Genomic DNA, 23087 nt, shown 5'->3' with positions numbered 1-23087 from the left:
CGGGTCAAAGGTTGACCTCACCACCCAGATGGGCTGCCGCGCTGTACCCCCGTCAATCGATTGGGTCAAATCGATTGAACAGGACGGCAACGACGCGCGATTCGGCGGCCGTTATCCGTTCAAGCAACGCATTGTGGCGAAAATGCAACGGTGGGTGCGACCAAGTCAAGCGCTGCGTGAGCTGCGATAGACCGAAACACCGAGCTCGCGGATCTTCTTGCGCAGCGTGTTGCGGTTGAGGCCGAGCAGATCGGCCGCCTTGATCTGGTTGCCGCGGGTGGCGGTGAGCGCTGCGAGGATCAGCGGATACTCCATTTCCGCAAGTACCCGGTCGTAAAGGCCGGCCGGAGGCAAGGCCTCGCCAAAGCTTGCGAAATACTGGCGCATATTTTCTTCGACCGCCTGCGAAATCGTCAGCGAGCCCGGACGCGCCGCCGCCTTTTCGATCGGGCTATCCGGGATCTCGGAGCGAAGCTCGTTTTCGATGATCTCGCGGCTGATGACATCCTGTGGATAAAGTGCCGTCAGGCGCCGCACCAGGTTCTCCAGCTCGCGAACGTTGCCCGGCCAGGGGTGCGCCTTCATCAGCTCCAGCGCCTCATGGTCGAAGCGCTTGACGTCCAAGCCTTCCTTTTCCGCTTGCTGGACGAAGTGGCGCACGAGGTCCGGAATGTCCTCGGCACGGTCGCGCAGCGGCGGCAACCGCAGCGGCACGACGTTCAGACGATAGTAGAGGTCTTCGCGGAACAGGCCCTGATTGATCGACTGCTTCAGGTCCTTGTTGGTTGCCGCGACAATACGCACGTCGGAGCGGATCGGCGTGCGTCCGCCGACGGTCGTATATTCCCCCTGCTGCAAGACGCGTAGAAGACGCGTCTGCGCGTCCATCGGCATGTCGCCGATTTCGTCGAGGAAGAGCGTTCCGCCTTCGGCCTGCTCGAAACGCCCGGTCGAGCGCATCTGCGCGCCGGTAAACGCGCCCTTCTCGTGGCCGAACAGTTCCGATTCGATCAGGTCGCGCGGGATCGCCGCCATGTTGATCGCGACAAACGGACCGTTGCGGCGCTTGCCATAGTCGTGCAGCGCGCGGGCAACAAGCTCCTTGCCGGTGCCGGACTCGCCGGTGATCATCAGGGTCAGGTCGGTCTGCATCAGGCGCGCCAGCACCCGGTAGATTTCCTGCATCGCAGCCGAGCGGCCGACCAGCGGCATGCCGTCCTGGGTGTCGTCGTCGAGCTTTGCCGGCCGGCGCTTCGGCTCCGACAGCGCCCGGCCGATGATGCCGATCAACTCGGTCAGGTCGAAAGGCTTCGGCAAATAGTCGTAGGCGCCCTTCTCCGATGCCTTGATCGCCGTCATGAATGTGTTCTGGGCGCTCATGACCAGCACCGGCAGGTCGGGGCGCGCCTTCTTGATGCGCGGGAGAAGATCGAAGGCGTTTTCGTCCGGCATCACCACGTCGGTCACGACCAGATCGCCATCGCCCGCCGCAATCCAGCGCCACAGCGTCGCCGCGTTGGAGGTGATGCGGACATCGTAGCCGGCGCGGCTCAGCGCCTGGTTCAGCACGGTGCGAATGGCGGCGTCGTCATCCGCGACGAGGATCGTGGCACCGGTCATGCAAGGTTTCCTTTTGTCATCGGCATGTCGTCGTCATCCGCGGCCTGGCCCTTGGAGGCAGGCATCAGCACGCGGAAGGTGGTGCGGTTCTGCTGGCTGTCGCATTCGACGATCCCGCCATGGCCGCCGATGATCTTGGCAACCAGAGCGAGACCCAGGCCTGAACCATTGGTCTTGGTGGTGATGAAGGGGTCAAACAAGAGCGGCAGCAGGTCCTGAGGGACGCCTGGGCCATTGTCGTGCACGCAGAATTCCAGCGGCAGCGAGATCTTCTCGCGCGTCCCGGCAACCGACAGGCGAATGCCCGGCCGGTAGGCGGTCGTCAGCAGGATTTCGCCGTCGTGGCGCTCGCCGATCGCTTCGGCCGCATTCTTGATCAGGTTCAGGAACACCTGAACCAGCTGATCGCGGTTGGCATAGACGGGCGGCAGCGACGGATCGTAGTGCTCCGCGAACTTGATGTGGCGGGCGAAGCCGGCCTTAGCGATCGCCTTCACGTGGTCGAGCACCGAATGGATGTTCAGCGGCACGCGATCGACGGGGCGCTCGTCGGAAAACACCTCCATGCGATCGACCAGCGAAACGATGCGGTCGGTCTCGTCGCAGATCAGCCGCGTCAGCGCGCGGTCCTCGTCGTTGGCGGAGGTCTCCAGCAGTTGCGCCGCACCGCGGATGCCTGAGAGTGGGTTCTTGATTTCATGCGCCAGCATCGAGGCGAGACCGGTCACCGAACGGGCAGCGCCGCGATGCGTCAGCTGCCGGTCGATCTTGTCGGCCATCGAACGCTCCTGGAAGACCACGACGACTGCACCCGGCTCGGACAGCACAGGGGCGACATAGAGATCGACGAGCTTGTCGGCCCCAAGGCGCGGCGAACTCAGGTCGACGCGATACTCGTTGACCGGCGCCTTGCGCTCGCGCACCTGCTCGATCAGCGTCAGCAGCGGACTACCAAAGGGAATGAAGGCGCTGATGTCATGGCGCGCCAGGTGGTTGGCGCTGGCGCCGAAAAACGATTCGGCCTCCCAGTTGGCAAAGGCGACGAGACCCTTGGCATCCACCATGATCACCGGGTTCTGGATGGCGTTCAGAACCGCCATCGACAGACCGTTGGCGACGGCATCGGGCATGCTCGGTTTCTCCGTCATGCGGCAATTCCTTCTGCGACCGCCTCGCCTTCCGGCTTACTCGAGGTGGCGTCGAGCATCGCCGCACGGGCTCTGTCGCGGACGAAACGGGCATCGGTCGATGTCAGGATTGCTGCCTTTTCCGGACCCGCAAGGTCCGGGGCGGCGCGATCGAGATACCAGGCGACATGCTTGCGGGCATGCCGGAGGCCGACCTCAACGCCATAGAATTCGAGCATCATCTCGTAGTGCTCCGCAAAGATATCGGCGACCTCCGCCGGTGACGGATGCGTGACCGCCCCGGCGAGAAGCCCGACGTGCCACGGGCGCCCCTGCGAGGAACGGCCGGCCATGACGGCGTCCGCGCCCGATCGGCGGAGAATCTCTTCCGCATCGGCGACCGTCTCCACGTCACCATTGGCGACCAGCGGCACGGTGACGACCTCGCGGACCAGTCGGATCGCATCCCAATCCGCCTTGCCGTTGTAGAACTGCATGCGCGTGCGGCCGTGCACGGTAATTGCCTTCACACCCGCCTCTTCGGCGCGCTTGGCAATCAGCGGCGCATTGATCGAGTTTTCATCCCAGCCGAGCCGCATCTTCAGCGTCACGGGCACATCGACGGCGTTGACGGTCGCCTCGACCAACGACAAAGCGTGATCGGGGTCGCGCATCAGGGCCGAACCGGAATAACCGCCCGTCACCTTCTTTGCCGGGCAGCCCATATTGATGTCGATGATGTCGGCGCCATTGTCGGCAGCGATCTTCGCGGCCTCTTCCATCCAGTGGGCCTCACGGCCCGCAAGCTGGACGATGTGCGGCTCGATCCCGGAGTTCTTCAGCCGCGCCCAGGATTCCTGGGCATTGCCGACCAGTTCACGGCTAGCCACCATTTCGGTCACGACGAAACCCGCACCGAAGCGCCAGGCAAGCCGCCGGAATGGGAGATCGGTGACGCCGGACATCGGCGCGAGCGCAACTCGGTTGCGGATTTCGATGGATCCGATGCGAAGCGGAGACGAAAGAGCCGGAATTGGCAAATGCATATCTTTCAGGCACATGTTGTTCCTGCACTATTTTTAGACATTGTTCTCGGACTTGCCAAGCGATTTCGGCGCGGCGCGCAAAATTCTAAGCTCAGCTGGCAAAGCACGACCCTTCGCGGTACATCACGGCGAAGATCGGCGAATGCGGGACCTCATACAGAAAATGCAGCCTCAAGAACAGTTCAAGTGCGGCGTGGTTATCGTCGCGGCAGGACGCGGCGAACGCGCCGGGCAATCCGCCGAGGGCCCGAAGCAGTACCGAACCATCGGCGACCGCCCCGTTATCGCCCATACGCTTGACACTTTCGCGACATGGCCGGGCGCCGGTCCGATCGTCGTCGTCATCCATCCGGACGACGAGGCGTTGTTCGACGCTGCATGCAAGCGCTCCGTGGCCAGCGACGTGATCATCGTCCACGGTGGCGCGACCCGGCAGATATCGGTGCTCGCCGGCCTCGAAGCCCTGGCCGACATCGGCGCGCGCCGCGTGATGATCCACGATGCGGTGCGCCCCTTTGCCGATCACGCGCTGCTGTCGCGGTGCGCTGCGGCATTGAGTGAGGACGTCAGGGCCGTACTGCCGGCGGTCGCCGTCGCAGACACGCTGAAGCGTGCCGGCAAGGATGGCATGGTCACGGAAACCGTGCCGCGCGACGGCCTCTACGGCGCACAGACGCCACAGACATTCGATCTCCAGGCCATTCTTGCCGCGCACCGGGAGGCGGCGAGAAGCGGCCGCACGGATTTTACCGACGACGCGTCGATCGCCGAATGGGCCGGCCTCAAGGTCGTGCTCGTCGAAGGCGCCGTCGACAATGTCAAGCTTACGCTGAAAAGGGATATCGCCATGGCCGACGAGAAACTCAAGCGCGCGCCCCTGCCCGATGTGCGCACTGGCAACGGCTACGACGTGCACCAGCTCGTCGAGGGCGACGGCGTCACGCTCTGTGGCGTCTTCATTGCGCACACCAAGAAACTTTCCGGCCATTCCGATGCCGACGTGGCGCTGCATGCGCTCACCGACGCGCTGCTCGCCACCTGTGGCGCCGGCGACATCGGCGATCATTTCCCGCCGTCCGACCCGCAATGGAAGGGCGCGCCGTCTCGCATTTTCCTGGAGCACGCGGCCAAAATCGTGCGCGAGCGCGGCGGCATCATCACCAATGCAGACGTTTCGCTGATCGCCGAAGCGCCGAAGGTCGGGCCGCACCGCCTGACGATGCGCGAAAATCTCTCGGACATGCTGGGGATTTCACTCGACCGCTGCTCGGTCAAGGCAACGACCAACGAACGCCTTGGTTTCGTCGGCCGCGACGAAGGCATCGCTGCGATCGCCACGGCGACGGTCGTCTATGGGAACCTTTCGTGATGTGGTCCGCCGACATCGAAGTCAAAGCCGGTGAGATCATCGCTCAGTTCACGGCAAATGGCCGCAAGGTCGCGACCGCCGAATCCTGCACTGGTGGCCTGATCGCCGGTGCGCTGACCGAGATCTCCGGTTCGTCCGCAGTCCTCGACCGCGGCTTCGTCACCTATTCCAATGAGGCAAAGGTCGCAATGCTCGGCGTCGAGACGGCGACGCTCGTCGCCCATGGTGCCGTCTCGCGGCAGACGGCGATCGAGATGGCACAGGGCGCAATCGCGCATTCGGCGGCTGACTTCGCCGTTGCCGTCACCGGCATCGCCGGGCCGAGCGGTGGTTCGGCTGAAAAGCCTGTCGGCCTTGTGCATCTCGCTGCGGCAGGGCGAAACGGCGCGCTGCTGCATCGCGAGATGCGCTACGGCGATATCGGCCGCAGCAACATAAGGCTTGCGACCATCCGCACCGCACTCGATCTGCTCACGCAGATCGCTCAGGCCGAATAGATGCTGTCGGCGCGCTTTTCGAAGGCGTCGGAGAACATGCGGAAGGCACGGTCGAACATCGAGCCCATCAAGGCCCCGAGGATGCGGCTCTTGAACTCGTAGTCGATGTCGAAGTGCACGATCGACTGCCCCTCGCCCGAAGGCTCAAAGCGCCAGCGGTTGTCGAGATATTTGAACGGCCCGTCGATGTATTTGACGTCGATCGTCCGCTCTGCCTTGTTCAGCAGCACCTGCGTCGTGAAGGTCTCGCGGATCGCCTTGTAACCGACGGTCATATCGGCAAGCAGAAGCACTTTTCCATCGCGCTCCTTGCGCGAGCGTACCGTCAGCGCCTCACAGAGCGGCAGGAACTGCGGATATTGTTCGACGTCGGCAACGAGGTCGAACATCTGGTCTGCGGTGTGCTTGACGACGTGGTTGGTTTCGAAATGCGGCATAAAGGGGAGTTAAGCGGGAGAACCGAGAAGATCAAGGAGCCTGCGCATCTGGCGCCGCGATTTCAACTGCAGAACTGGCACGTCAGGGCCGTGCTTCGCCAGACCTGCGACGATGTGCGGCGTAAACTTCTGCTCAAACGTCCAGATGAACTGAAGGAAATCCCAATCGACCTTTTCGATGCAGCCCGGTGCCATCTCCCGGCGGGTGCGGCCGAAATGTTTCAGCCAGCGGGTGACGACGCCCCATATGCAGACAAGCCGCGGCATGCGCACCCAGATCACGATGTCGCTTCTCGGCACCCGGATATCGAATGTGGACGGACCGGTGCCATCCATGACCCAGCGATCGGCGGCGATCCTCTCGACAATGCGCTGGCGCTGCTCCGCCCGGTCACGCTCTGCCCAACCCGGCAACCACCGGATATCGCGATCGATCGAGATGTAGGTCAACTGGAACTGACGGGCGAGCTTCTGTGAAAGCGTTGACTTGCCGCCGCCGGAGCATCCGACCACGAGGATGCGCCTGGCCCTGCGAATATGGTCGGCGGCAACGGCATCGTCGACATAGTTGACGATTGCCGGTTTTGACGGCAGGTCCATGGAAACTCCCGCGGAACTCGGGAACAAGTAAACCCAATGCGAAACTCCGGCTCGGGGCCGGAGTTTCGGTATTTTTTTGAGCGGCCGAGCCGTCAGCCTGCCACGGCCGCCAGCTTCTTTTCGCGGGCTGCACGCAGCCGCGCAAAGTCGTCGCCGGCGTGGTGCGACGAGCGCGTCAGCGGGCTCGACGACACCATCAGGAAGCCCTTGGTGTAGGCGACAGTCTCGTAGGACTTGAACTCCTCGGGCGTGACGAACGCTTCGACCTTGTGGTGCTTGCGCGTCGGCTGCAGGTATTGGCCGATCGTCAGGAAGTCGACATCGGCGGTCCTCAGGTCGTCCATCAACTGCAGCACTTCGTTGCGCTCTTCGCCGAGGCCGACCATGATGCCGGACTTGGTGAACATGGTCGGGTCCAGTTCCTTCACGCGCTGCAGCAGGCGGACGGAGTGGAAGTAGCGCGCACCGGGGCGGACCGTCAGGTAGTTGCCGGGAACCGTTTCCATATTGTGGTTGAAGACGTCGGGCTTGGCGGCAACGACGCGCTCCAGAGCGCCCGGCTTCTTCAGGAAGTCCGGCGTCAGGATCTCGATGGTCGTCGTCGGCGAGGCCTCGCGGATCGCCCAGATGACCTTCTCGAAATGTTCGGCGCCGCCATCTTCCAGATCGTCACGGTCGACCGAAGTGATGACGACGTGGCTGAGGCCCATCTGCTTGACGGCCTTGGCGATGTTGGCCGGCTCTTCCATGTCGAGCGCATTCGGCTTCCCGGTCGCGACGTTGCAGAAGGCGCAGGCGCGGGTACAGATCTCGCCCATGATCATGAACGTGGCGTGCTTCTTGTCCCAGCATTCGCCGATGTTCGGGCAACCGGCTTCCTCGCACACGGTCACGAGCTTGTGCGAACGCACCAGCTCGCGCGTCTCCTGGTAGCCCTTGGACATCGGCGCCTTGACGCGGATCCACTCCGGCTTGCGCATCACTTCCGTGTCGGGCTTGTGGGCCTTTTCCGGGTGGCGGACGCGTTGCGCCCGGTCAGAGACGGCATCGAACACCGTTACCATACTGTCTTCCTCGTCGCGGCGGATCCGGCATCAGGCCGGATGACCCATTTTCGCTCTATATAGACGGCCCGACCGGAAATGTCAGGCCGTCTATTTTCGAAGCCCGACGGAAGCGCAGATGGCCCGACGGACTATCGTTTCACGACCCGACCAGCGACGATCAACAGGCATGCGCCGATGAAGCCGATGATCAGGTAGGCGACCCAGCCGGCATAGGCCATGCCGAAGGCCGCCAGGACGAAATTCAGCACCACCGCACCGATGATGCCGAGCACTATGTTCATGATCAGCCCCATGCTGCTGCCCATGAACTTCTCCGCGAGCCACCCGGCCAAACCGCCGACGATGATCGCAGCCAAAATACCGACGCCGTTCACGCTCATTTTGGTCTCCGTGCATTGAAAATGCGCCCATTATCAATGCCAAAGCTACACCAAAAGCGCCGGCGCCGAAACCATCAGGCGTTGAGCGCGCGGCCGTAGGCGTCGAGCACGCTTTCCTTCATCGTCTCGGAGATCGTCGGATGCGGGAAGATCGTGTGCATCAGATCTTCTTCGGTCGTCTCGAGGTTCATCGCGACGACGAAGCCCTGGATCAGTTCGGTGACTTCCGCACCGACCATGTGGGCGCCCAAGAGTTCGCCGGTCTTCTTGTCGAAGATCGTCTTGACCATGCCCTGGTCCTCGCCGAGCGCGATCGCCTTGCCGTTGGCCACGAAGGGGAAACGGCCGACGCGGATGTCGCGTCCAAGTTCCTTGGCCTTGGCTTCCGTAAGGCCGACGGAGGCGACCTGCGGGTGGCAATAGGTGCAGCCCGGGATCTTCAGCTTGTCCATCGGGTGGACGTTCGGCAGGCCAGCGATCTTTTCGACGCAGATGACGGCCTCATGCTCGGCCTTGTGTGCGAGCATCGGCGGGCCGGCGACGTCGCCGATGGCGTAGACGCCGGGAACGTTGGTCTTGCCGTAGCCGTCGATGACGATGCAGCCGCGGTCGGTCTTGACCCCGAGCGTTTCGAGGCCGAGGTTCTCGATGTTGCCCTGAACGCCGACGGCCGAGATCATGCGGTCAGCGGTGATCTTCTCGACCTTGCCGTCCTTCATCTCGACATGGGCGGTGATCGAGTTGGCAGCCTTCTCGACCTTCGTCACCTTGGCCTGGAGATGGATCTTCATGCCCTGCTTTTCGAACTGCTTCTTGGCGATGTTCGAAATCTCGGCATCTTCGACCGGCATCACGTTCGGCATCACTTCGACGACCGTCACGTCCACACCCATGGTGCGGTAGAAGGAGGCGAATTCGATGCCGATCGCGCCCGAGCCCATGACCAGCAGCGACTTCGGCATTTCCTCAGGCTTCATCGCCTCGAAGTAGGTCCAGATCAGCTTGCCATCGGGCTCGATGCCCGGCAGCGCGCGTGGGCGGGCGCCGGTCGCGATGATGATATGCTTGGCGGTGTAGGTGCCCTCGCCCTTGGTGTTCTTCGGCAGCGGCGCCTGCGGCTGGACGACCGGCTTCGTCGACTTGCCGACGACGATTTCGCCGGGCTTCGTGAGCTTGGCTTCACCCCAGATCACATCGACCTTGTTCTTCTTCATCAGGAAGCCGACGCCGCCGTTCATGCGCTCGGCAATGCCGCGCGAGCGTGCAACGATCGCCTTCAGGTCCGGCGTCACCGTGCCTTCGATCTTGATGCCATAGCTGCCGGGGTGCTGGGCGTAGTGCAGAACTTCGGCGGAGCGCAGCAGCGCCTTGGTCGGGATGCAGCCCCAGTTGGAGCAGATGCCGGCCAGATGCTCGCGCTCGACGACCGCGGTCTTGAGACCCAACTGTGCCGCACGAATGGCGGCGATATAGCCCCCCGGACCCGAACCGATGACGATGACGTCGTAATTCTCAGCCATGTGTTTCCTGCCTTTGTCTCAAGCGACCTTGCGGGTGAAGAGCACCCAGTCGTGTTTCTTGCTTTCCTCAAAGAGCGGAACCGCCTCGGCGCGCGCTGCCTCGCCGAAACCGTTTGCCCTGTATAGTGCCTGAGCCCTGCCGTTGTGGCTCTCGGTGATCAGGCTCACCGGCGCCGATCCGGCGCGTTCGAATTCCTTTGCCAGAAGCGCCTTGCCGATCCCCCGGCCGCGCTGATGGCGATAGACGCCCAGGCTCTCTATGAACCAGTGGCCGACGATCTGGCGCTGCAGCGCCAGCAGGGGCTCGAGAACCGGGTGCCCGGCAACAATCTCAGCCGCTTCCGGCCCGACCCCATAGCCGAGCGACAGTCCGGCAACCTCGTCATCGACCTCGGCAACCAGCGCATCACGCCAGTTCCCCGGACCCGGCTCTTCGCGCAGCTTGTTGCGCCCGCGCTCAAAAGCCGTATCCGTCACCCCATGCTGGACGGCGCCGTACCAGAGCCAGGAGGCAAAGCCATGCGCGGCGATATCGACGAGGATGGCGAGTTCCGCCGCCTCACGTCTTTCGGCCGGACGTATGGTGACGCCCCCGACCATTCTCAGACCCCGAGCATCATCCGCACGACCGGTTCCAGACCCCGGCCAATCGCACGCGTGTTTTCCGCATCGAGATGCACGCCATCGAGCGGCGTCGTCACCGCCACTGATCCGGCATCGAAGAAGCCGCAATCGAGTTCGTCGGCGAGATCGCGATAAAGGGGCGCCAGCATCGAAGACTGCTCGATGCCGCCTGCGAACATTGCGGCAAAGCCGGCGTCGGCCGTTTCGCAAAGCACCGGCGGCGACACGATCAGGATCTCCGGGCCGTCCTCACTCTCAACCGGCCAATCGTGACGACGCACCAGATTGACCAACCGCTCGACGCCCTTGACGGCGCCGAAGGCGGTTCCGTGGATCACCGGCTTCATGTCATTTGCGCCGAGAAGAAGAATGATGAGATCGAGCGGCGCGTGGCTGTGCAGCAGCGTCGGCAGCACCTTCGCACCATTGCGGTCGCAATCGGCGAGGTGATCGTCGTAGGCGGTCGTGCGGCCGTTCAGCCCCTCGGCGATGACCTGGACGTCCGGCCCCAGCGCCTTCTGCAAGACACTCGGCCAGCGATCGGCAAGCGCATGTCGACCGCCATCCGTGGCATCATAGCCCCAGGTTAGACTGTCGCCGTAGCAGAGAACTGTTTTCATCGTCCGGGCCCGCCTTCGACTGCGCGAAAAGGAACGGACCGGCCCGAAGGCCGGCCCTCATCCAACTCAGACCAGCATGCCCATCGGGTTTTCGATGTAGCGCTTGAAGGCACCGAGCAGTTCGGCACCAAGCGCGCCATCGACGCAGCGATGGTCGGTCGAAAGCGTGACGGTCATGACGTTGGCGATGACCATCTGCTTGTTCTTGACGACGACGCGCTCCTCGCCGGCACCGACCGCGAGGATCGTGGCATGCGGCGGGTTGACGACGGCGGCGAAGTTCTTGACGCCCATCATGCCCATGTTGGAGACGGCAGTCGTGCCGCCCTGGTATTCTTCGGGCTTCAGCTTGCGGTCCTTGGCACGCTGGCCGAGGTCCTTCATCTCGTTGGAGATGGTCGACAGGCTCTTCAGTTCCGCCTGGCGGATGATCGGGGTGATCAGGCCGCCCGGGATCGACACGGCAACGCCGACATCGGCGTGCTTGTGCTTGACCATGTTGCTCTCGGTCCACGAGACGTTCGCGTTCGGAACATCGCGCAGTGCCAGCGCCAGAGCCTTGATGACCATGTCGTTGACGGAGAGCTTGTAGACCGGCTTGCCACCCTGCTCGGGAGCCGCTGCGTTGAGCTGCGCACGCAGTGCCAGCAGCGCGTCGAGTTCGCAGTCCACCGACACGTAGAAGTGCGGGATCGTCTGCTTGGATTCGACGAGACGCTTGGCGATCGTCTTGCGCATGCCGTCATGCGGCACGAGTTCGTAGGAACCTGGCTCGAACAGCTTGAGAACGGCGTCTTCCGACATGCCCTTGGCAAGCGGTGCGGCTGCAGGAGCAGCAGCGCCGGCGGCCGGTGCGGCGGCGGGCTTGGCAGCGCCACCGGAGACGGCGGCTTCGACGTCCTTCTTGACGACGCGGCCATGAGGACCGGTGCCGGCAACTGCCGACAGGTCAATGCCCGCGTCCTTTGCCAGACGGCGTGCGAGCGGCGAGGAGAAGACGCGTGCGCCGCCCTCGGCCTTGGCCGGCTGGGCTGCAGCCGGTGCAGCGGCAGGAGCCGCAGCCGGAGCTCTCGGCGCTGCCGGTGCAGGCGCTTCGGCCTTGGCGGCGGGTGCCGGTGCTGCCGCGCCGTTGCCGCCCTTGGCGGCGGCGGCGACATCCTCGCCATCGGCGGCGAGAACGGCGATCAGCGCATTGACCTTGACGCCATCGGTGCCGGCGGGAACGACGATCTTGGCAACGGTGCCTTCGTCGACGGCTTCGACTTCCATCGTCGCCTTGTCGGTCTCGATCTCGGCAATCACGTCACCGGACTTGACCTTGTCGCCTTCCTTGACGAGCCACTTGGCCAGATTGCCTTCTTCCATCGTCGGGGAGAGGGCAGGCATTGTGATGTTGATAGGCATCGAAGGGCCCTCCCCTTATTTGTAGCAAACGGCTTTCACCGCATCGACAACCTCTGCGACGTTCGGAAGCGCGAGCTTCTCGAGGTTCGCGGCGTAAGGCATCGGCACATCCTTGCCGGCGATCGTCAGGATCGGGGCGTCAAGGTAGTCGAAGGCCTGCTGCATGACGCGGGTTGCGATCTCGGTGCCGACGGAAGACTGCGGATAGCCTTCTTCGACGGTGACCAGACGGCCGGTCTTCTTGACGGATTCGATGACCGTCGGCAGGTCCATCGGACGGATGGTGCGCAGGTCAATCAGTTCGACATCGATGCCCTGGGCTTCGAGTTCGGCAACCGCCTTGACGGCGTAGGTCATGCCGATACCGAAGGAAACGATCGTTGCGTCCTTGCCGACCTTGTGGATACGGGCCTTGCCGATCGGCAGCACGAAATCGTCAAGCTTCGGCACTTCGAAGGAGTGACCGTAGAGGATTTCGTTTTCGAGGAAGATGACCGGGTTCGGGTCGCGGATCGCAGCCTTGAGCAGGCCCTTGGCGTCGGCAGCCGTGTAGGGCATGACGACCTTGAGGCCCGGGATATGGCTGTACCAGGCGGCGTAGCACTGCGAGTGCTGGGCGGCCACGCGGGCAGCGGCACCGCTCGGGCCACGGAAGACGATCGGCGCGCCCATCTGGCCGCCGGACATATAGAGTGTCTTGGCAGCGGAGTTGATGATCTGGTCGATCGCCTGCATGGCGAAGTTGAAGGTCATGAACTCGACGATCGGACGAAGGCCGGTCATGGCAGCGCCGACGCCGACGCCGGCAAAGCCGTGCTCAGTGATCGGGGTATCGATGACACGGCGGGCGCCGAATTCCTGCAGCAGGCCCTGAGTAATCTTGTAGGCGCCCTGATATTCGGCGACCTCTTCACCCATGACGAAGACGTCATCGCTTGCGCGCATTTCTTCGGCCATGGCGTCGCGAAGTGCTTCGCGAACGGTCATCGTCACCATTTCGGTGCCGGCAGGGATCGCCGGATCAGCAGCGACTTCGACCTTCGGCTGGGCTGCAACCGGAGCCGGCGCGGAAGCGGCCGGCGCTTCGGCAGCGGCTGCCTTCGGCGCTTCGGCCTTCGGAGCGGCGATGTCGCCAGCGCCTTCACCGTCCTGCAGCAGCACGGCGATCGGGGTGTTGACCTTGACGCCTTCGGTGCCGGCGGCAATCAAGAGCTTGCCGATCGTGCCTTCATCGACGGCTTCGACTTCCATCGTTGCCTTATCGGTCTCGATTTCGGCAATGACGTCGCCGGAGGACACCTTGTCCCCCTCGTTCTTCAGCCATTTCGAGAGCGTGCCTTCCTCCATGGTCGGGGAAAGGGCGGGCATAAGAATTTCTACTGGCATGTTTGTCCCTCCCCGGATCAAAGCAGGATGTCGGTGTAGAGCTCGGATGCATCCGGCTCCGGATCGGCCTGGGCAAAATCGGCGCTGTCGGCAACGATGTCACGGACTTCCTTGTCGATCTGCTTCAGCTCATCCTCGTTCGCCCAACCCTTTTCGGTCAGACGCGCCTTCACCTGCTCGATCGGGTCATGCTCCGAGCGCATCTTCTGCACTTCGTCCTTCGAGCGGTACTTCGCCGGATCGGACATCGAGTGACCGCGGTAGCGATAGGTCTGCATCTCAAGGATGATCGGACCCTTGCCCGAGCGGCAATGCTCGACCGCCTCGTCGCCAGCGGCCTTGACCGCGCGCACGTCCATGCCGTCGACCTGGAAGCCCGGAATGTTGAAGGAGACACCACGCTGCGAGAAGTCGGTCTGTGCCGAAGCCCGCGAAACGGAAGTACCCATGGCGTAGCGGTTGTTCTCGATCACGTAGATCACCGGCAGCTTCCAGAGCTGCGCCATGTTGAAGCTTTCGTAGACCTGGCCCTGGTTGGCAGCGCCGTCACCGAAATAGGCAACGGACACATTGTCGTTGCCGCGATAGCGGTTGGCAAAAGCAAGACCGGTGCCGAGCGACACCTGGGCGCCGACGATGCCGTGGCCGCCATAGAAGTGCTTTTCCTTGGAGAACATGTGCATCGAGCCGCCCTTCCCCTTGGAAAGACCGCTGCGACGACCGGTGAGTTCGGCCATGACGCCGCGGGCGCTCATGCCGCAGGCCAGCATGTGGCCATGATCACGGTAGGCGGTGATGACCTGGTCGCCTTCCTTCAGCGCCATCTGCATGCCGACGACAACGGCTTCCTGGCCGATGTAGAGGTGACAGAAGCCGCCGATGAAGCCCATGCCATAGAGCTGGCCGGCCTTTTCCTCGAAACGCCGGATCAGCAGCATCTCGCGGTAGGCACTCAGATCTTCCTGTTTGGAGAAGTCGGCGAACGTGCCGCCGTTGAAGTCTTTCTTCGCCGGCTTTGCGGCACTCTTGCGGCTGGAAACGGACGCGGATTTTCGCGGAGCCATTCGTTCCTCCCAATGGTTAGCCTTTTGCGGTTACCATAGGGAAAGAAAGCAGACACAGCAATGCCATATTTGCATGGCTCACATTCCACGCAAATAATTGATTTTGCTTTACAAATTTCAATTAACTGAATTCAGGTTAATTTGCGGCACGGTGGAAAATAACGATCTCGTCACTTCGCGACATGTTCAGCGCGAGGCGAGCCTTTTCATCCAGCATGTCCCGTTCCAGCGACCCATCACTCATCAGCTGAACCTCCTTTTCGAGGATCATTCGCTGCTTCGTGAGCTTATCCAGCCGCGCCTGCCGCTCGACGATCTGACGATCGAATTGCTCGGTCGCCTTCAGGCCATAGCCGCCGTGAATGGAATGATAGCCGAAGTAGGAGAGAAAGGCGACCGCGATCAGCGGCATCACCAGCCGACCCAGTTTCCGTTTCTTATGATGCCGTGTCCACATGCATTCCCGCCCTGATACGCAGTACGGCAATCAGATTAGCGGCGATTGATTAACCGACCGTTGACCATGAACGGCAGGAAAATAGAAACCCGCCCACACGGGGCCGTGTGGGCGGGCTCAGTTTTCAGACAAAAATCAGGCGGCGATCAGCCACGCAGGATCGAGCGGCCGGCGTACTCGGCCTGCACGCCGAGCTGCTCTTCGATGCGGATCAGCTGGTTATACTTTGCGAGCCGGTCCGAACGGGCGAGCGAGCCGGTCTTGATCTGGCCGCAGTTGGTGGCAACCGCGAGATCGGCGATCGTCGCATCTTCGGTTTCGCCCGAACGGTGCGACATGACGGCGGTGTAGCGCGCCTTGTGCGCGGTCTCGACGGCGTCGAGCGTTTCCGACAGCGAACCGATCTGGTTGACCTTGACGAGGATCGAGTTGGCAACGCCCATCTTGATGCCGTCGCGCAGGCGGGCCGAGTTGGTGACGAACAGGTCGTCCCCGACAAGCTGGCACTTGTTGCCGATGAGGTCGGTCACAGCCTTCCAGCCGTCCCAGTCGTCTTCGGCCATGCCGTCTTCGATCGAGAAGATCGGGTACTTGGCGGCGAGTTCCGCCAGGTATTCAGCCATGGCACCCGGCTCCAGCGTGCGGCCTTCGCCTTCGAGCACGTACTTGCCGTCCTTGAAGAATTCGGTTGCGGCGCAATCGAGCGCGATGAACATGTCTTCGCCCGGCTTGTAGCCAGCCTTCTCGATCGACTTCATGATGAAGTCGAGCGCTGCCGGAGCAGAGGCGAGACCCGGCGCGAAGCCGCCTTCGTCGCCGACATTGGTGTTGTGGCCGTCGGCTGCAAGCTGCTTCTTCAGCGTGTGGAACACTTCCGAACCCATGCGAACCGCATCACGCATCGTGTCGGCGCCAACCGGAACGATCATGAACTCCTGGAAGTCGATCGGGTTGTCGGCGTGCGCGCCACCGTTGATGATGTTCATCATCGGAACCGGGAGCACGTGGGCGTTCGGACCACCGACGTAACGGTAGAGCGGCAGGCCGGCAGCTTCGGCGGCAGCCTTGGAAACGGCAAGCGAAACGCCGAGAATGGCGTTGGCGCCGAGGCGCGACTTGTTCGCCGTGCCGTCGAGCTCGATCATGGTCTTGTCGATCTGGATCTGGTTCTCGGCATCGAGACCGCCGATCGCTTCGAAGATCTCGCCGTTGACGGCTTCGACGGCACGTTCGACGCCCTTGCCGAGGTAACGCGTACCACCATCGCGCAGCTCAACAGCCTCATGGGCACCGGTCGAGGCGCCCGACGGGACTGCCGCGCGGCCGAAGCTTCCGTCTTCCAGGTACACGTCGACCTCGACGGTCGGGTTGCCGCGGCTGTCCAGAATTTCTCGGCCGATGATGTCGATGATTGCAGTCATGATCTCTTCCCTGTTGAGGACGGTGGGTGGTCGGGGCCTGTCATACGCCAAGGCCTCGAAATTACAATGGCGCGCAATATGCAAAAACAACCGCGCCATTGCGGTTCATGAAAATTTCACGAAGCGTCGCGCGGGTCTCAGCCCTTGGCGATCGCGTCGAAAGCCAGCAGCTTTTCGAGCAGCCGCGGCATGTCCTTCAGATGCACCATGTTCGGGCCGTCCGAGGGTGCGTTGTCCGGGTCTTCGTGCGTCTCGACAAACACACCTGCGACGCCAACCGCCACGGCCGCACGCGCCAGGGTCTCGACAAATTCTCGTTGACCGCCCGAAGAGCCGCCCTGCCCGCCCGGCTGCTGAACCGAATGGGTCGCATCAAAGACGACCGGCGCGCCGAGCGAAGCCATGATCGGCAGCGAGCGCATGTCGGAGACCAGCGTGTTGTAGCCGAAGGAAGCGCCACGCTCGCAGAGCATGACATTGGGGTTGCCGCTGTCGGTGAATTTCGCCAACACGTTCTTCATATCCCAGGGCGCCAGGAACTGGCCCTTCTTGACGTTGATCGCGCGGCCGGTCTTGGCGGCTGCGACCAGAAGATCGGTCTGGCGCGACAGGAAGGCCGGGATCTGCAGGATATCGACCGTCGGCGCGACCAGAGCACATTGCTCTTCGGTGTGCACGTCGGTCAGAACCGGAAAGCCGAATTCCCTTTTCAGGTCGGCGAAGATTTCCATCGCCTTGTCGAGACCGATGCCACGCTTGCCCGAAAGGGAGGTGCGGTTGGCCTTGTCGAAGGAGGACTTGTAGACGAGGCCGAGGCCGAGCTTGTTGCAGAGTTCTGAGAGCGCGCCCGCCATCATGAAGGCGTGTTCACGGCTCTCCATCTGGCAGGGGCCGGCGATCAGCGACAACTTCTCGGTCTGTGCGAAGGCGACCTGACGGGCGCCCTCACCGACAACGACTCTGGCATTGGTTTTCATCATCAAGCTCCAAACGCGAAGATCACCCCTTGCCCCGGCATTTCGGGGACAATGAGGCGCCCGCCCATTTCTGCAAATTCGATATCGTTCTCGGCAAAGAGCGCCCGCGTTGCCTCGAGATCGGCAACACGGAAGACGACCGCCCGTCCGCGAAGGCCCCGTTCGGCACCGCGCACCGAGCGACCGAAGAAGGCTTCCATGCCGGCGGCGTTCAGCACCGAGATCTTGGCGTTGGTGGTCGCGACGTCCATGCCGAAGGAATGCGCCGAAACCTCGCGCTCATCGACCGCTTCCTGCAGCAGATACTGGAAATCAGTCGGATTGGCTTCCGACAGCACCACTTCGCTTATGCCGATCACGCCGTTGTCGTGTCGCTCCAGCGCCGCCCGGTCGGTCGGGAGTGCGCGAACGCGCTGACAATTGAAAAGAAAGAGATCCGGCGCGCGCAGGTCCGCCGCAAAGGCAAGACGGAACGAGCCCAGTCCTTCGCGGCCATCGGGCAGCTTCATCGGCCGGGAAAACTCCAGCATGTCGCCGCCGGAGATGCCCCGCGCCCGAAAACGGATGTGGTCGCTCGCCGCATCCTCGGTGCCGAAGACCAGCGCCGAGAGGCCTTCCGGTCCCTGGCGGAAACGAAACGCCTGATCACGCGCCACAAAGGCGTTGCCGTCGAGTGCCGCCGCCTCGCACTCCTCGCGGGACGCTATGGCTAGCGGTTCGAGATAGGTGCCGTCGGCGAAGAAGACGCAGGCATTTTCGGTGCCGAAGGGATGGCGGGCATCGTCGGCGACGGTGAAGCCGAGATTGGAAAGCCGACGCCGCGCCTGGGTAAGCGTATCCACCGGCAGCACGAGGTGATCGAGCGGGCGGGTGGTGCGCTTGGAGAGGCTCATGGCGTGTTCCCTGATGGTTCGCCGCTGTTTGCAACTTTTGGCCGGCGAATGCAAGCCGGGTCACCGCCAGGGACCGGATCGGCCATCCGGGTTCGGGCCGTTGCCGCAAAAGTGAGCCGTCCGCGGCCGGCTGCGCCCGCCGCGGATTATGCCTGTCAGCGGGAGACGAACCGCCGGGAGGTCAGTAGTAGCCCGGCGCCGTCGTGGCGTTCGCCGTGTTCCCCGCACCGAGACCGGGGGCGAACGTCTGGGGCTGCGTGTAGGATGTATTGGTCGAGGACGTCGAGGCACAACCCGAAAGCCCCAGCACGGCAACCGCCAAAGGCACGAACAATAAAGCGATGAAGCGCATACGGATTGACCCCTTTCCAGTTTCGCTGACGAACAGGAAAGTACGAAACCGATGCGTTGGCGAGTACGTAACAGTAACGCGAGGTAAAAAGGCGGTGCGGAAGCCGGGATCGGCAACCGCAGCGCCTTCCGGCCGCTGCGACTGCCCTCGTTACGTGCGAGCTTGCGGGCCCGAACAGAGCGCCGGGCCTGCCGCATCAGGGATGAAGATCGCCTTTGATGGCAAAGGTGGCGATGAAGGTCGGCACGAACCTGTCGATCAGGAAACGAGCCGACGGCTGCCAATCCTCGTGAAAGCCGGCCAACAGGAAACCGACCTTCAGCTGCCCCTCGATCTGCGCAGAAAGGCTGTGTCCGAAGACCAGGGCCTCGCCCCGATCGACCTTGGCCTGCACGACATCGGGCGCGAGATGCTCCACCTCGGCAAAGGGGAGCCGGTAAGCCGGGCGGATAAAGCCCTTTTCCGCATGGGCCGGATCGCGGTCGCCGACGAAAACGATCGGATTGTAGAAGCTCGAAAGCAGCCGACCGCCGGTCTTCAGCACCCGGTGGCACTCCCGCCAGACCGGCTGGATGTCGGGAACATAGAGGTTCGAGATCGGATGAAAGACGATGTCGAAGGTTTCGTCCGCAAAGGTCGCGAGGTCCCGCATGTCGCCCTGCACGGTCAAAAGCGACAGCCCTTCGCGTTCGGCGACGCGCCGATCCTGTTCGAGCTGTCCCTCGGAGAGGTCGAAGACCGTAACGTCCGCACCGGCGGCGGCCAGGATCGGCGCCTGCTGCCCGCCGGCGGACGCCAGGCAGAGGATCTTCTTGCCCTTGACGTCGGGCAACCAGCCCACAGGCAGATCGCCGGGCGTCAGCCGCGCCTGCCACTGCCCTTTGCGGGCGTCGGCGATCATCTCCGGTGTTACCGGACGCGACCATTCGCAGTCCTGGCTTGCCTGCCTGTCCCACGCCTGGCGATTGTGATCGATGATATCGAGATTGAAGGAGGAAATATCTTGCATGTTCGGTCCCTGGAAACTTTGTCCTGATGTGACCGCCCACGAAGGCGAATGGAGATCGCAGGCAGAAATGCCCTAGCGTTCGTCCGTCGATGCGGATCGCAGCAATGCCATCGTCCATCCTCTTCGCAAGCGAAGTTGAGGCGATTCGGTTTTCACCGGGCATTACTGGCGCATTGGACGACGCTCCCCTTACTGGAAGCCGCAAGCTAGCGGCTAGGTTGCGGATGGTCAACGCGAACGGAGGCCAACGGCTGCGACGTGCCGCCGCAATGGTTTCTCCGTCATGGTGTCGGCGAACGAATATCCGGCATGGTCTGCGCGTTATCATGTTGCGCATGATTTCAACCGCTTGAGAAGCCGTCACAATTGCGTAAAATTCGTCATTGCAGCCTGGAGTTATGCCGGGCAGCAGGCTGAGGGGCAGCATTTGATTATTGAGTCGCAAGACAAGAAACGCATCCGGGCACGGCCGAGTCACGCCAAGGGGCGCTTCGGCACACTGGCTCGGCTCCCAACCGGGCACAAAACCACATGATGCGCGAGATGATGGCCAAGCTGGCTTCCATCGCCATCATGATGTTTGCGCGGGCGCTGACGGCAGCGCGCGCCATCTGGCATGAGACCGGCCTGCCGCCGAAGCAGAGCATCTATTTCGCCAACCACTCCAGCCACGGCGATTTCGTGCTGATCTGGGCGGTCTTGCCGCCCTGGCTCAGGGAACGCGCGCGGCCGGTCGCAGGTGCCGAATACTGGCTGAAATCGAAGCTTTCGACCTTCATCGGCCGCGACGTCTTCGACGCGGTGCTGATCGAGCGCGACCCGGATGCGCGCACGCAGGACCCGGTCGAGCAGATGACGGCCGTGCTCAACGACGGATCGTCGCTCATTCTCTTTCCCGAGGGAACGCGCAACCAGACCGAAGCGCGACTGCTGCCGTTCAAGAGCGGGCTCTATCACCTCGCCTGCAAGCGCCCGGACGTGGCGCTGGTTCCCGTCTGGATCAACAATCTCAACCGCGTCATGCCCAAGGGGGAGTTCGTGCCGATCCCGCTCATCTGCACCGTCAATTTCGGCGAACCGATGCGCCTCAAGGCGCAGGAGACGAAGGAAGAGTTCATCGCTCGCGCCGAGACCGCCCTGCTTTCGCTCGCGCCTTCATCGACGGATGACGGCGCATGAGCGCGGCCAGCCTGGACATGCTCAAGCTGCTCTTCGGCGTCGGCGGCGTTCTCGTGCTGGCGTCAAGCGTCGGCTACATGCTCAAGCAGAAGCTGTCGCCTGACGGGTCGAACGGCTCGATCGAGAACCTCAACGCCCGCATCAAGGCGTGGTGGGCAATGGTAGTGCTGATCGCCATCGCCTTCGTTGCCGGACGGGTCGGCGTGCTCCTGCTCTTTGCCTTCTGCTCGTTTGCGGCGCTGCGCGAGTTCATCACGCTCATCAACACGCGGCGCGGCGACCACTGGGCGATCGCGGGCGCCTTCTTCGTCGTCCTGCCGATCAACTACTTCCTGCTGTGGGCCGAGCAATACGGCATCTATTCGATCTTCGTGCCGGTCTACGCCTTCTTGCTGATGCCGATCGTCGCGGTTCTTCGCGGCGACACGCGCGACTTCCTGGTCCGGATCTCCGAGGTGCAATGGGCGCTGATGATCTGCGTCTTCTGCGCCTCGCATGTGCCGGCGCTGCTAACGCTGCAGATCCCGGGCTATGAGGGACGCAACGTGCTTCTCATCGCCTTCCTCGTCATCGTCGTTCAGTCGAGCGACGTGCTGCAATATGTCTGGGGCAAGCTCTTCGGCAAAACCAAGATCGCGCCAACCCTTTCGCCGTCGAAAACGGTCGAGGGTTTCGTCGGCGGCGTTGCGAGCGCAACGCTGATCGGCGCCTCGCTCTGGTGGATTACCCCGTTCACCCCGGCACAAGCCGCGTTGATGTCGCTCATCATAACCCTGATGGGATTCTTCGGCGGGCTCGTCATGTCGGCGATCAAGCGGGACCGCGGCGTCAAGGACTGGGGCCATCTGATCGAAGGCCATGGCGGGCTGATCGACCGGCTCGATTCCGTCGTCTTCTCCGCGCCGATCTTCTTCCACCTGACGCGCTACTGGTGGTCGCTGACATGAGCGCGAAACTGAAGGGGTTGGCATCAAGCGGCGTCGTACATGTGGCCTTCGCCTTTTTCGCCATGGGCGGCTGGGCGCTTTTCGCCAACGGCCATCACCCCATGCCCAAGCCGCTTGTTGCCGGCCTCGTGCAGGGAACGCTTTCGGCGCTGCTTACCCTCTACCTCAAAACGGCGATCGATGCGCTTTCCAGGCGGTTCCGCGGCGCAAGGCGCCTGGTTCTGCCACCGCTCTTCGCGTGCCTTGGCTCATCTGCAATTCTGATCGCGATCCATGCCGCCAGCGGCACGCCCGAGATCCTGAAAACGATTGCGCTGCCGCTCACGGTTTCGACCACCTACGCCGCCATCTACAACTATTCCATCAGCCGAGGCGAACATGACCGAGACCGGTGACCGCAGGCCGCTCGCGAGCCGCAACACCCGCTGGGCGCAGGCCACCGCGCGCCGCCTGGCATCGATGAACCTCACGCCAAACCGGATCTCGCAGGCAAGCATGCTGGCGGCCGCCCTTGCCGGCCTTTCCTTCTGGCTCACGGGCGAAAGCGAGGACGGCGTAAGGGCGAGCCTGTTCATCGCCGCCGCGCTCTTCTGCCAGTTGCGCCTGCTCTGCAACCTTTTCGATGGCATGGTCGCCGTCGAGGGTGGCAAGGGCGAGGCCGATGGTCCCTTCTGGAACGAGTTTCCCGATCGCATCGCCGACATCTTCATCTTCGTCGGCGCCGGATTTGCCATCGGCGTGCCGGCTCTCGGTTTTGCCGCGGCCACCTTCGGCGTGCTGACCGCCTATGTACGCGAGCTCGGCCGTGCCAATGGAGCGCCGGGCGACTTCTCCGGCCCGATGGCCAAACAACACCGCATGGCGACGATGACGCTGGCCGCCGTGGTGTCCGCCTTCGAAGGCCTCTGGCTCGGCGATGGCGAACTGCTGTGGATCGCGCTCCTTGCGATCTCGACTGGGGCTGCGCTTACGGCCCTTCTGCGCGCCCGTCGCCAGATTGCCTGGCTTCGGCAAAACGCTCCCCACAAAGGCTAAACACCCGCTTCACGCACCATGAACGAGGCCGCCGCAACATCGCGCGGCCCTCTTGA

At 62.9% G+C, this 23087-nt stretch carries 24 protein-coding genes; 6 read left to right on the top strand and 18 right to left on the bottom strand.

Features of this window, described 5'->3' with window-relative positions; all coding sequences use genetic code 11:
* Positions 1-165: 165 nt before the first annotated feature.
* Genes ntrC through dusB form a run of 3 tightly spaced genes read right to left on the bottom strand, consistent with a single transcriptional unit; the run spans position 166 to position 3808 of the window.
* Positions 166-1620 (bottom strand): nitrogen regulation protein NR(I), encoded by a 1455-nt coding sequence (ntrC, locus tag IB279_RS07895; RefSeq protein WP_034795776.1) that lies wholly within the window; start codon positions 1618-1620, stop codon positions 166-168.
* Positions 1617-2768 carry a nitrogen regulation protein NR(II) gene (locus tag IB279_RS07890; protein ID WP_034795779.1) on the bottom strand — a complete coding sequence of 384 codons (1152 nt, stop codon included), beginning with the start codon at positions 2766-2768 and terminating at the stop codon, positions 1617-1619. The genes ntrC and IB279_RS07890 overlap by 4 nt, the downstream gene beginning before the upstream one ends.
* Complete coding sequence (gene dusB, locus IB279_RS07885) at positions 2765-3808, bottom strand: tRNA dihydrouridine synthase DusB (RefSeq protein ID WP_113187829.1); 1044 nt, start codon at positions 3806-3808, stop codon at positions 2765-2767. Before dusB ends, IB279_RS07890 begins: the two co-directional genes overlap by 4 nt.
* A gap of 148 nt (positions 3809-3956) precedes the next feature.
* Here dusB and IB279_RS07880 point away from each other — a divergent pair, with 148 nt between their 5' ends.
* Both IB279_RS07880 and IB279_RS07875 read left to right on the top strand, forming a co-directional pair.
* Positions 3957-5162, top strand: coding sequence for a bifunctional 2-C-methyl-D-erythritol 4-phosphate cytidylyltransferase/2-C-methyl-D-erythritol 2,4-cyclodiphosphate synthase (locus IB279_RS07880; protein WP_192339165.1), 1206 nt, complete (start codon positions 3957-3959; stop codon positions 5160-5162).
* Positions 5162-5659, top strand: a complete 498-nt coding sequence (locus IB279_RS07875; protein WP_034795789.1) for a CinA family protein — start codon at positions 5162-5164, stop codon at positions 5657-5659. Before IB279_RS07880 ends, IB279_RS07875 begins: the two co-directional genes overlap by 1 nt.
* Here IB279_RS07875 and IB279_RS07870 read toward each other — a convergent pair.
* The 15 genes from IB279_RS07870 to IB279_RS07800 form a co-directional block, all read right to left on the bottom strand.
* Entirely contained in the window at positions 5647-6096 is a 450-nt protein-coding gene (locus IB279_RS07870) for a type II toxin-antitoxin system RatA family toxin (RefSeq protein ID WP_060516918.1), read from the bottom strand. The two genes, IB279_RS07875 and IB279_RS07870, sit on opposite strands and share 13 nt — an antisense overlap.
* Positions 6097-6105: 9 nt before the next feature.
* Positions 6106-6696, bottom strand: a complete 591-nt coding sequence (locus tag IB279_RS07865; RefSeq protein ID WP_113187831.1) for an AAA family ATPase — start codon at positions 6694-6696, stop codon at positions 6106-6108.
* Positions 6697-6788: 92 nt separating this feature from the next.
* Positions 6789-7760, bottom strand: coding sequence for a lipoyl synthase (gene lipA, locus IB279_RS07860; protein ID WP_034795803.1), 972 nt, complete (start codon positions 7758-7760; stop codon positions 6789-6791).
* A gap of 131 nt (positions 7761-7891) precedes the next feature.
* Positions 7892-8143, bottom strand: a complete 252-nt coding sequence (locus tag IB279_RS07855; protein WP_113187832.1) for a GlsB/YeaQ/YmgE family stress response membrane protein — start codon at positions 8141-8143, stop codon at positions 7892-7894.
* A gap of 74 nt (positions 8144-8217) precedes the next feature.
* Positions 8218-9663, bottom strand: a complete 1446-nt coding sequence (gene lpdA / locus IB279_RS07850) for a dihydrolipoyl dehydrogenase (protein WP_034795808.1) — start codon at positions 9661-9663, stop codon at positions 8218-8220.
* 18 nt (positions 9664-9681) lie between these two features.
* Positions 9682-10263 (bottom strand): N-acetyltransferase, encoded by a 582-nt coding sequence (locus tag IB279_RS07845; protein WP_060582476.1) that lies wholly within the window; start codon positions 10261-10263, stop codon positions 9682-9684.
* Between the two features lie 2 nt (positions 10264-10265).
* Complete coding sequence (locus IB279_RS07840) at positions 10266-10907, bottom strand: SGNH/GDSL hydrolase family protein (protein WP_034795815.1); 642 nt, start codon at positions 10905-10907, stop codon at positions 10266-10268.
* 66 nt (positions 10908-10973) lie between these two features.
* Positions 10974-12311: a pyruvate dehydrogenase complex dihydrolipoamide acetyltransferase gene (locus IB279_RS07835; protein ID WP_113187833.1), complete on the bottom strand. Its 1338-nt coding sequence runs from the start codon at positions 12309-12311 to the stop codon at positions 10974-10976.
* A 15-nt stretch (positions 12312-12326) separates the two neighbouring features.
* Entirely contained in the window at positions 12327-13697 is a 1371-nt protein-coding gene (locus IB279_RS07830) for a pyruvate dehydrogenase complex E1 component subunit beta (RefSeq protein ID WP_060516909.1), read from the bottom strand.
* 17 nt (positions 13698-13714) lie between these two features.
* Positions 13715-14761 (bottom strand): pyruvate dehydrogenase (acetyl-transferring) E1 component subunit alpha, encoded by a 1047-nt coding sequence (gene pdhA, locus IB279_RS07825; protein ID WP_034795824.1) that lies wholly within the window; start codon positions 14759-14761, stop codon positions 13715-13717.
* Positions 14762-14897: 136 nt separating this feature from the next.
* Complete coding sequence (locus IB279_RS07820; RefSeq protein ID WP_034795840.1) at positions 14898-15218, bottom strand: septum formation initiator family protein; 321 nt, start codon at positions 15216-15218, stop codon at positions 14898-14900.
* A 146-nt stretch (positions 15219-15364) separates the two neighbouring features.
* A complete protein-coding gene (eno, locus tag IB279_RS07815; RefSeq protein ID WP_113187834.1) occupies positions 15365-16639 on the bottom strand; it encodes a phosphopyruvate hydratase in 1275 nt (424 codons plus the stop codon).
* Between the two features lie 137 nt (positions 16640-16776).
* A complete protein-coding gene (kdsA, locus tag IB279_RS07810; protein WP_083523708.1) occupies positions 16777-17619 on the bottom strand; it encodes a 3-deoxy-8-phosphooctulonate synthase in 843 nt (280 codons plus the stop codon).
* On the bottom strand, positions 17619-18509 hold the full coding sequence (locus tag IB279_RS07805) for a VOC family protein (protein ID WP_060516905.1): 891 nt from the start codon (positions 18507-18509) through the stop codon (positions 17619-17621). Before IB279_RS07805 ends, kdsA begins: the two co-directional genes overlap by 1 nt.
* A gap of 548 nt (positions 18510-19057) precedes the next feature.
* The gene (locus IB279_RS07800; RefSeq protein WP_113187835.1) at positions 19058-19870 is read right to left on the bottom strand and encodes a class I SAM-dependent methyltransferase; all 813 of its coding nucleotides are present in this window, start codon (positions 19868-19870) and stop codon (positions 19058-19060) included.
* Positions 19871-20404: 534 nt separating this feature from the next.
* Here IB279_RS07800 and IB279_RS07795 point away from each other — a divergent pair.
* From IB279_RS07795 to IB279_RS07780, 4 genes are read left to right on the top strand one after another with little or no spacing between them, the layout of a single operon-like run.
* A complete protein-coding gene (locus IB279_RS07795) occupies positions 20405-21049 on the top strand; it encodes a lysophospholipid acyltransferase family protein (protein WP_060582507.1) in 645 nt (214 codons plus the stop codon).
* A complete protein-coding gene (locus IB279_RS07790; RefSeq protein ID WP_034795857.1) occupies positions 21046-21996 on the top strand; it encodes a phosphatidate cytidylyltransferase in 951 nt (316 codons plus the stop codon). Before IB279_RS07795 ends, IB279_RS07790 begins: the two co-directional genes overlap by 4 nt.
* Entirely contained in the window at positions 21993-22391 is a 399-nt protein-coding gene (locus IB279_RS07785) for a hypothetical protein (protein ID WP_113187836.1), read from the top strand. Before IB279_RS07790 ends, IB279_RS07785 begins: the two co-directional genes overlap by 4 nt.
* Positions 22375-23031 carry a CDP-alcohol phosphatidyltransferase family protein gene (locus IB279_RS07780; RefSeq protein ID WP_034795863.1) on the top strand — a complete coding sequence of 219 codons (657 nt, stop codon included), beginning with the start codon at positions 22375-22377 and terminating at the stop codon, positions 23029-23031. The genes IB279_RS07785 and IB279_RS07780 overlap by 17 nt, the downstream gene beginning before the upstream one ends.
* The last annotated feature ends 56 nt before the right edge of the window (positions 23032-23087 follow it).

The sequence above is a fragment of the Ensifer sp. ENS06 genome (genome assembly GCF_014852205.1).
Taxonomy (GTDB): domain Bacteria; phylum Pseudomonadota; class Alphaproteobacteria; order Rhizobiales; family Rhizobiaceae; genus Ensifer; species Ensifer adhaerens.
This window is presented reverse-complemented; position numbering and strand designations above follow the sequence as displayed.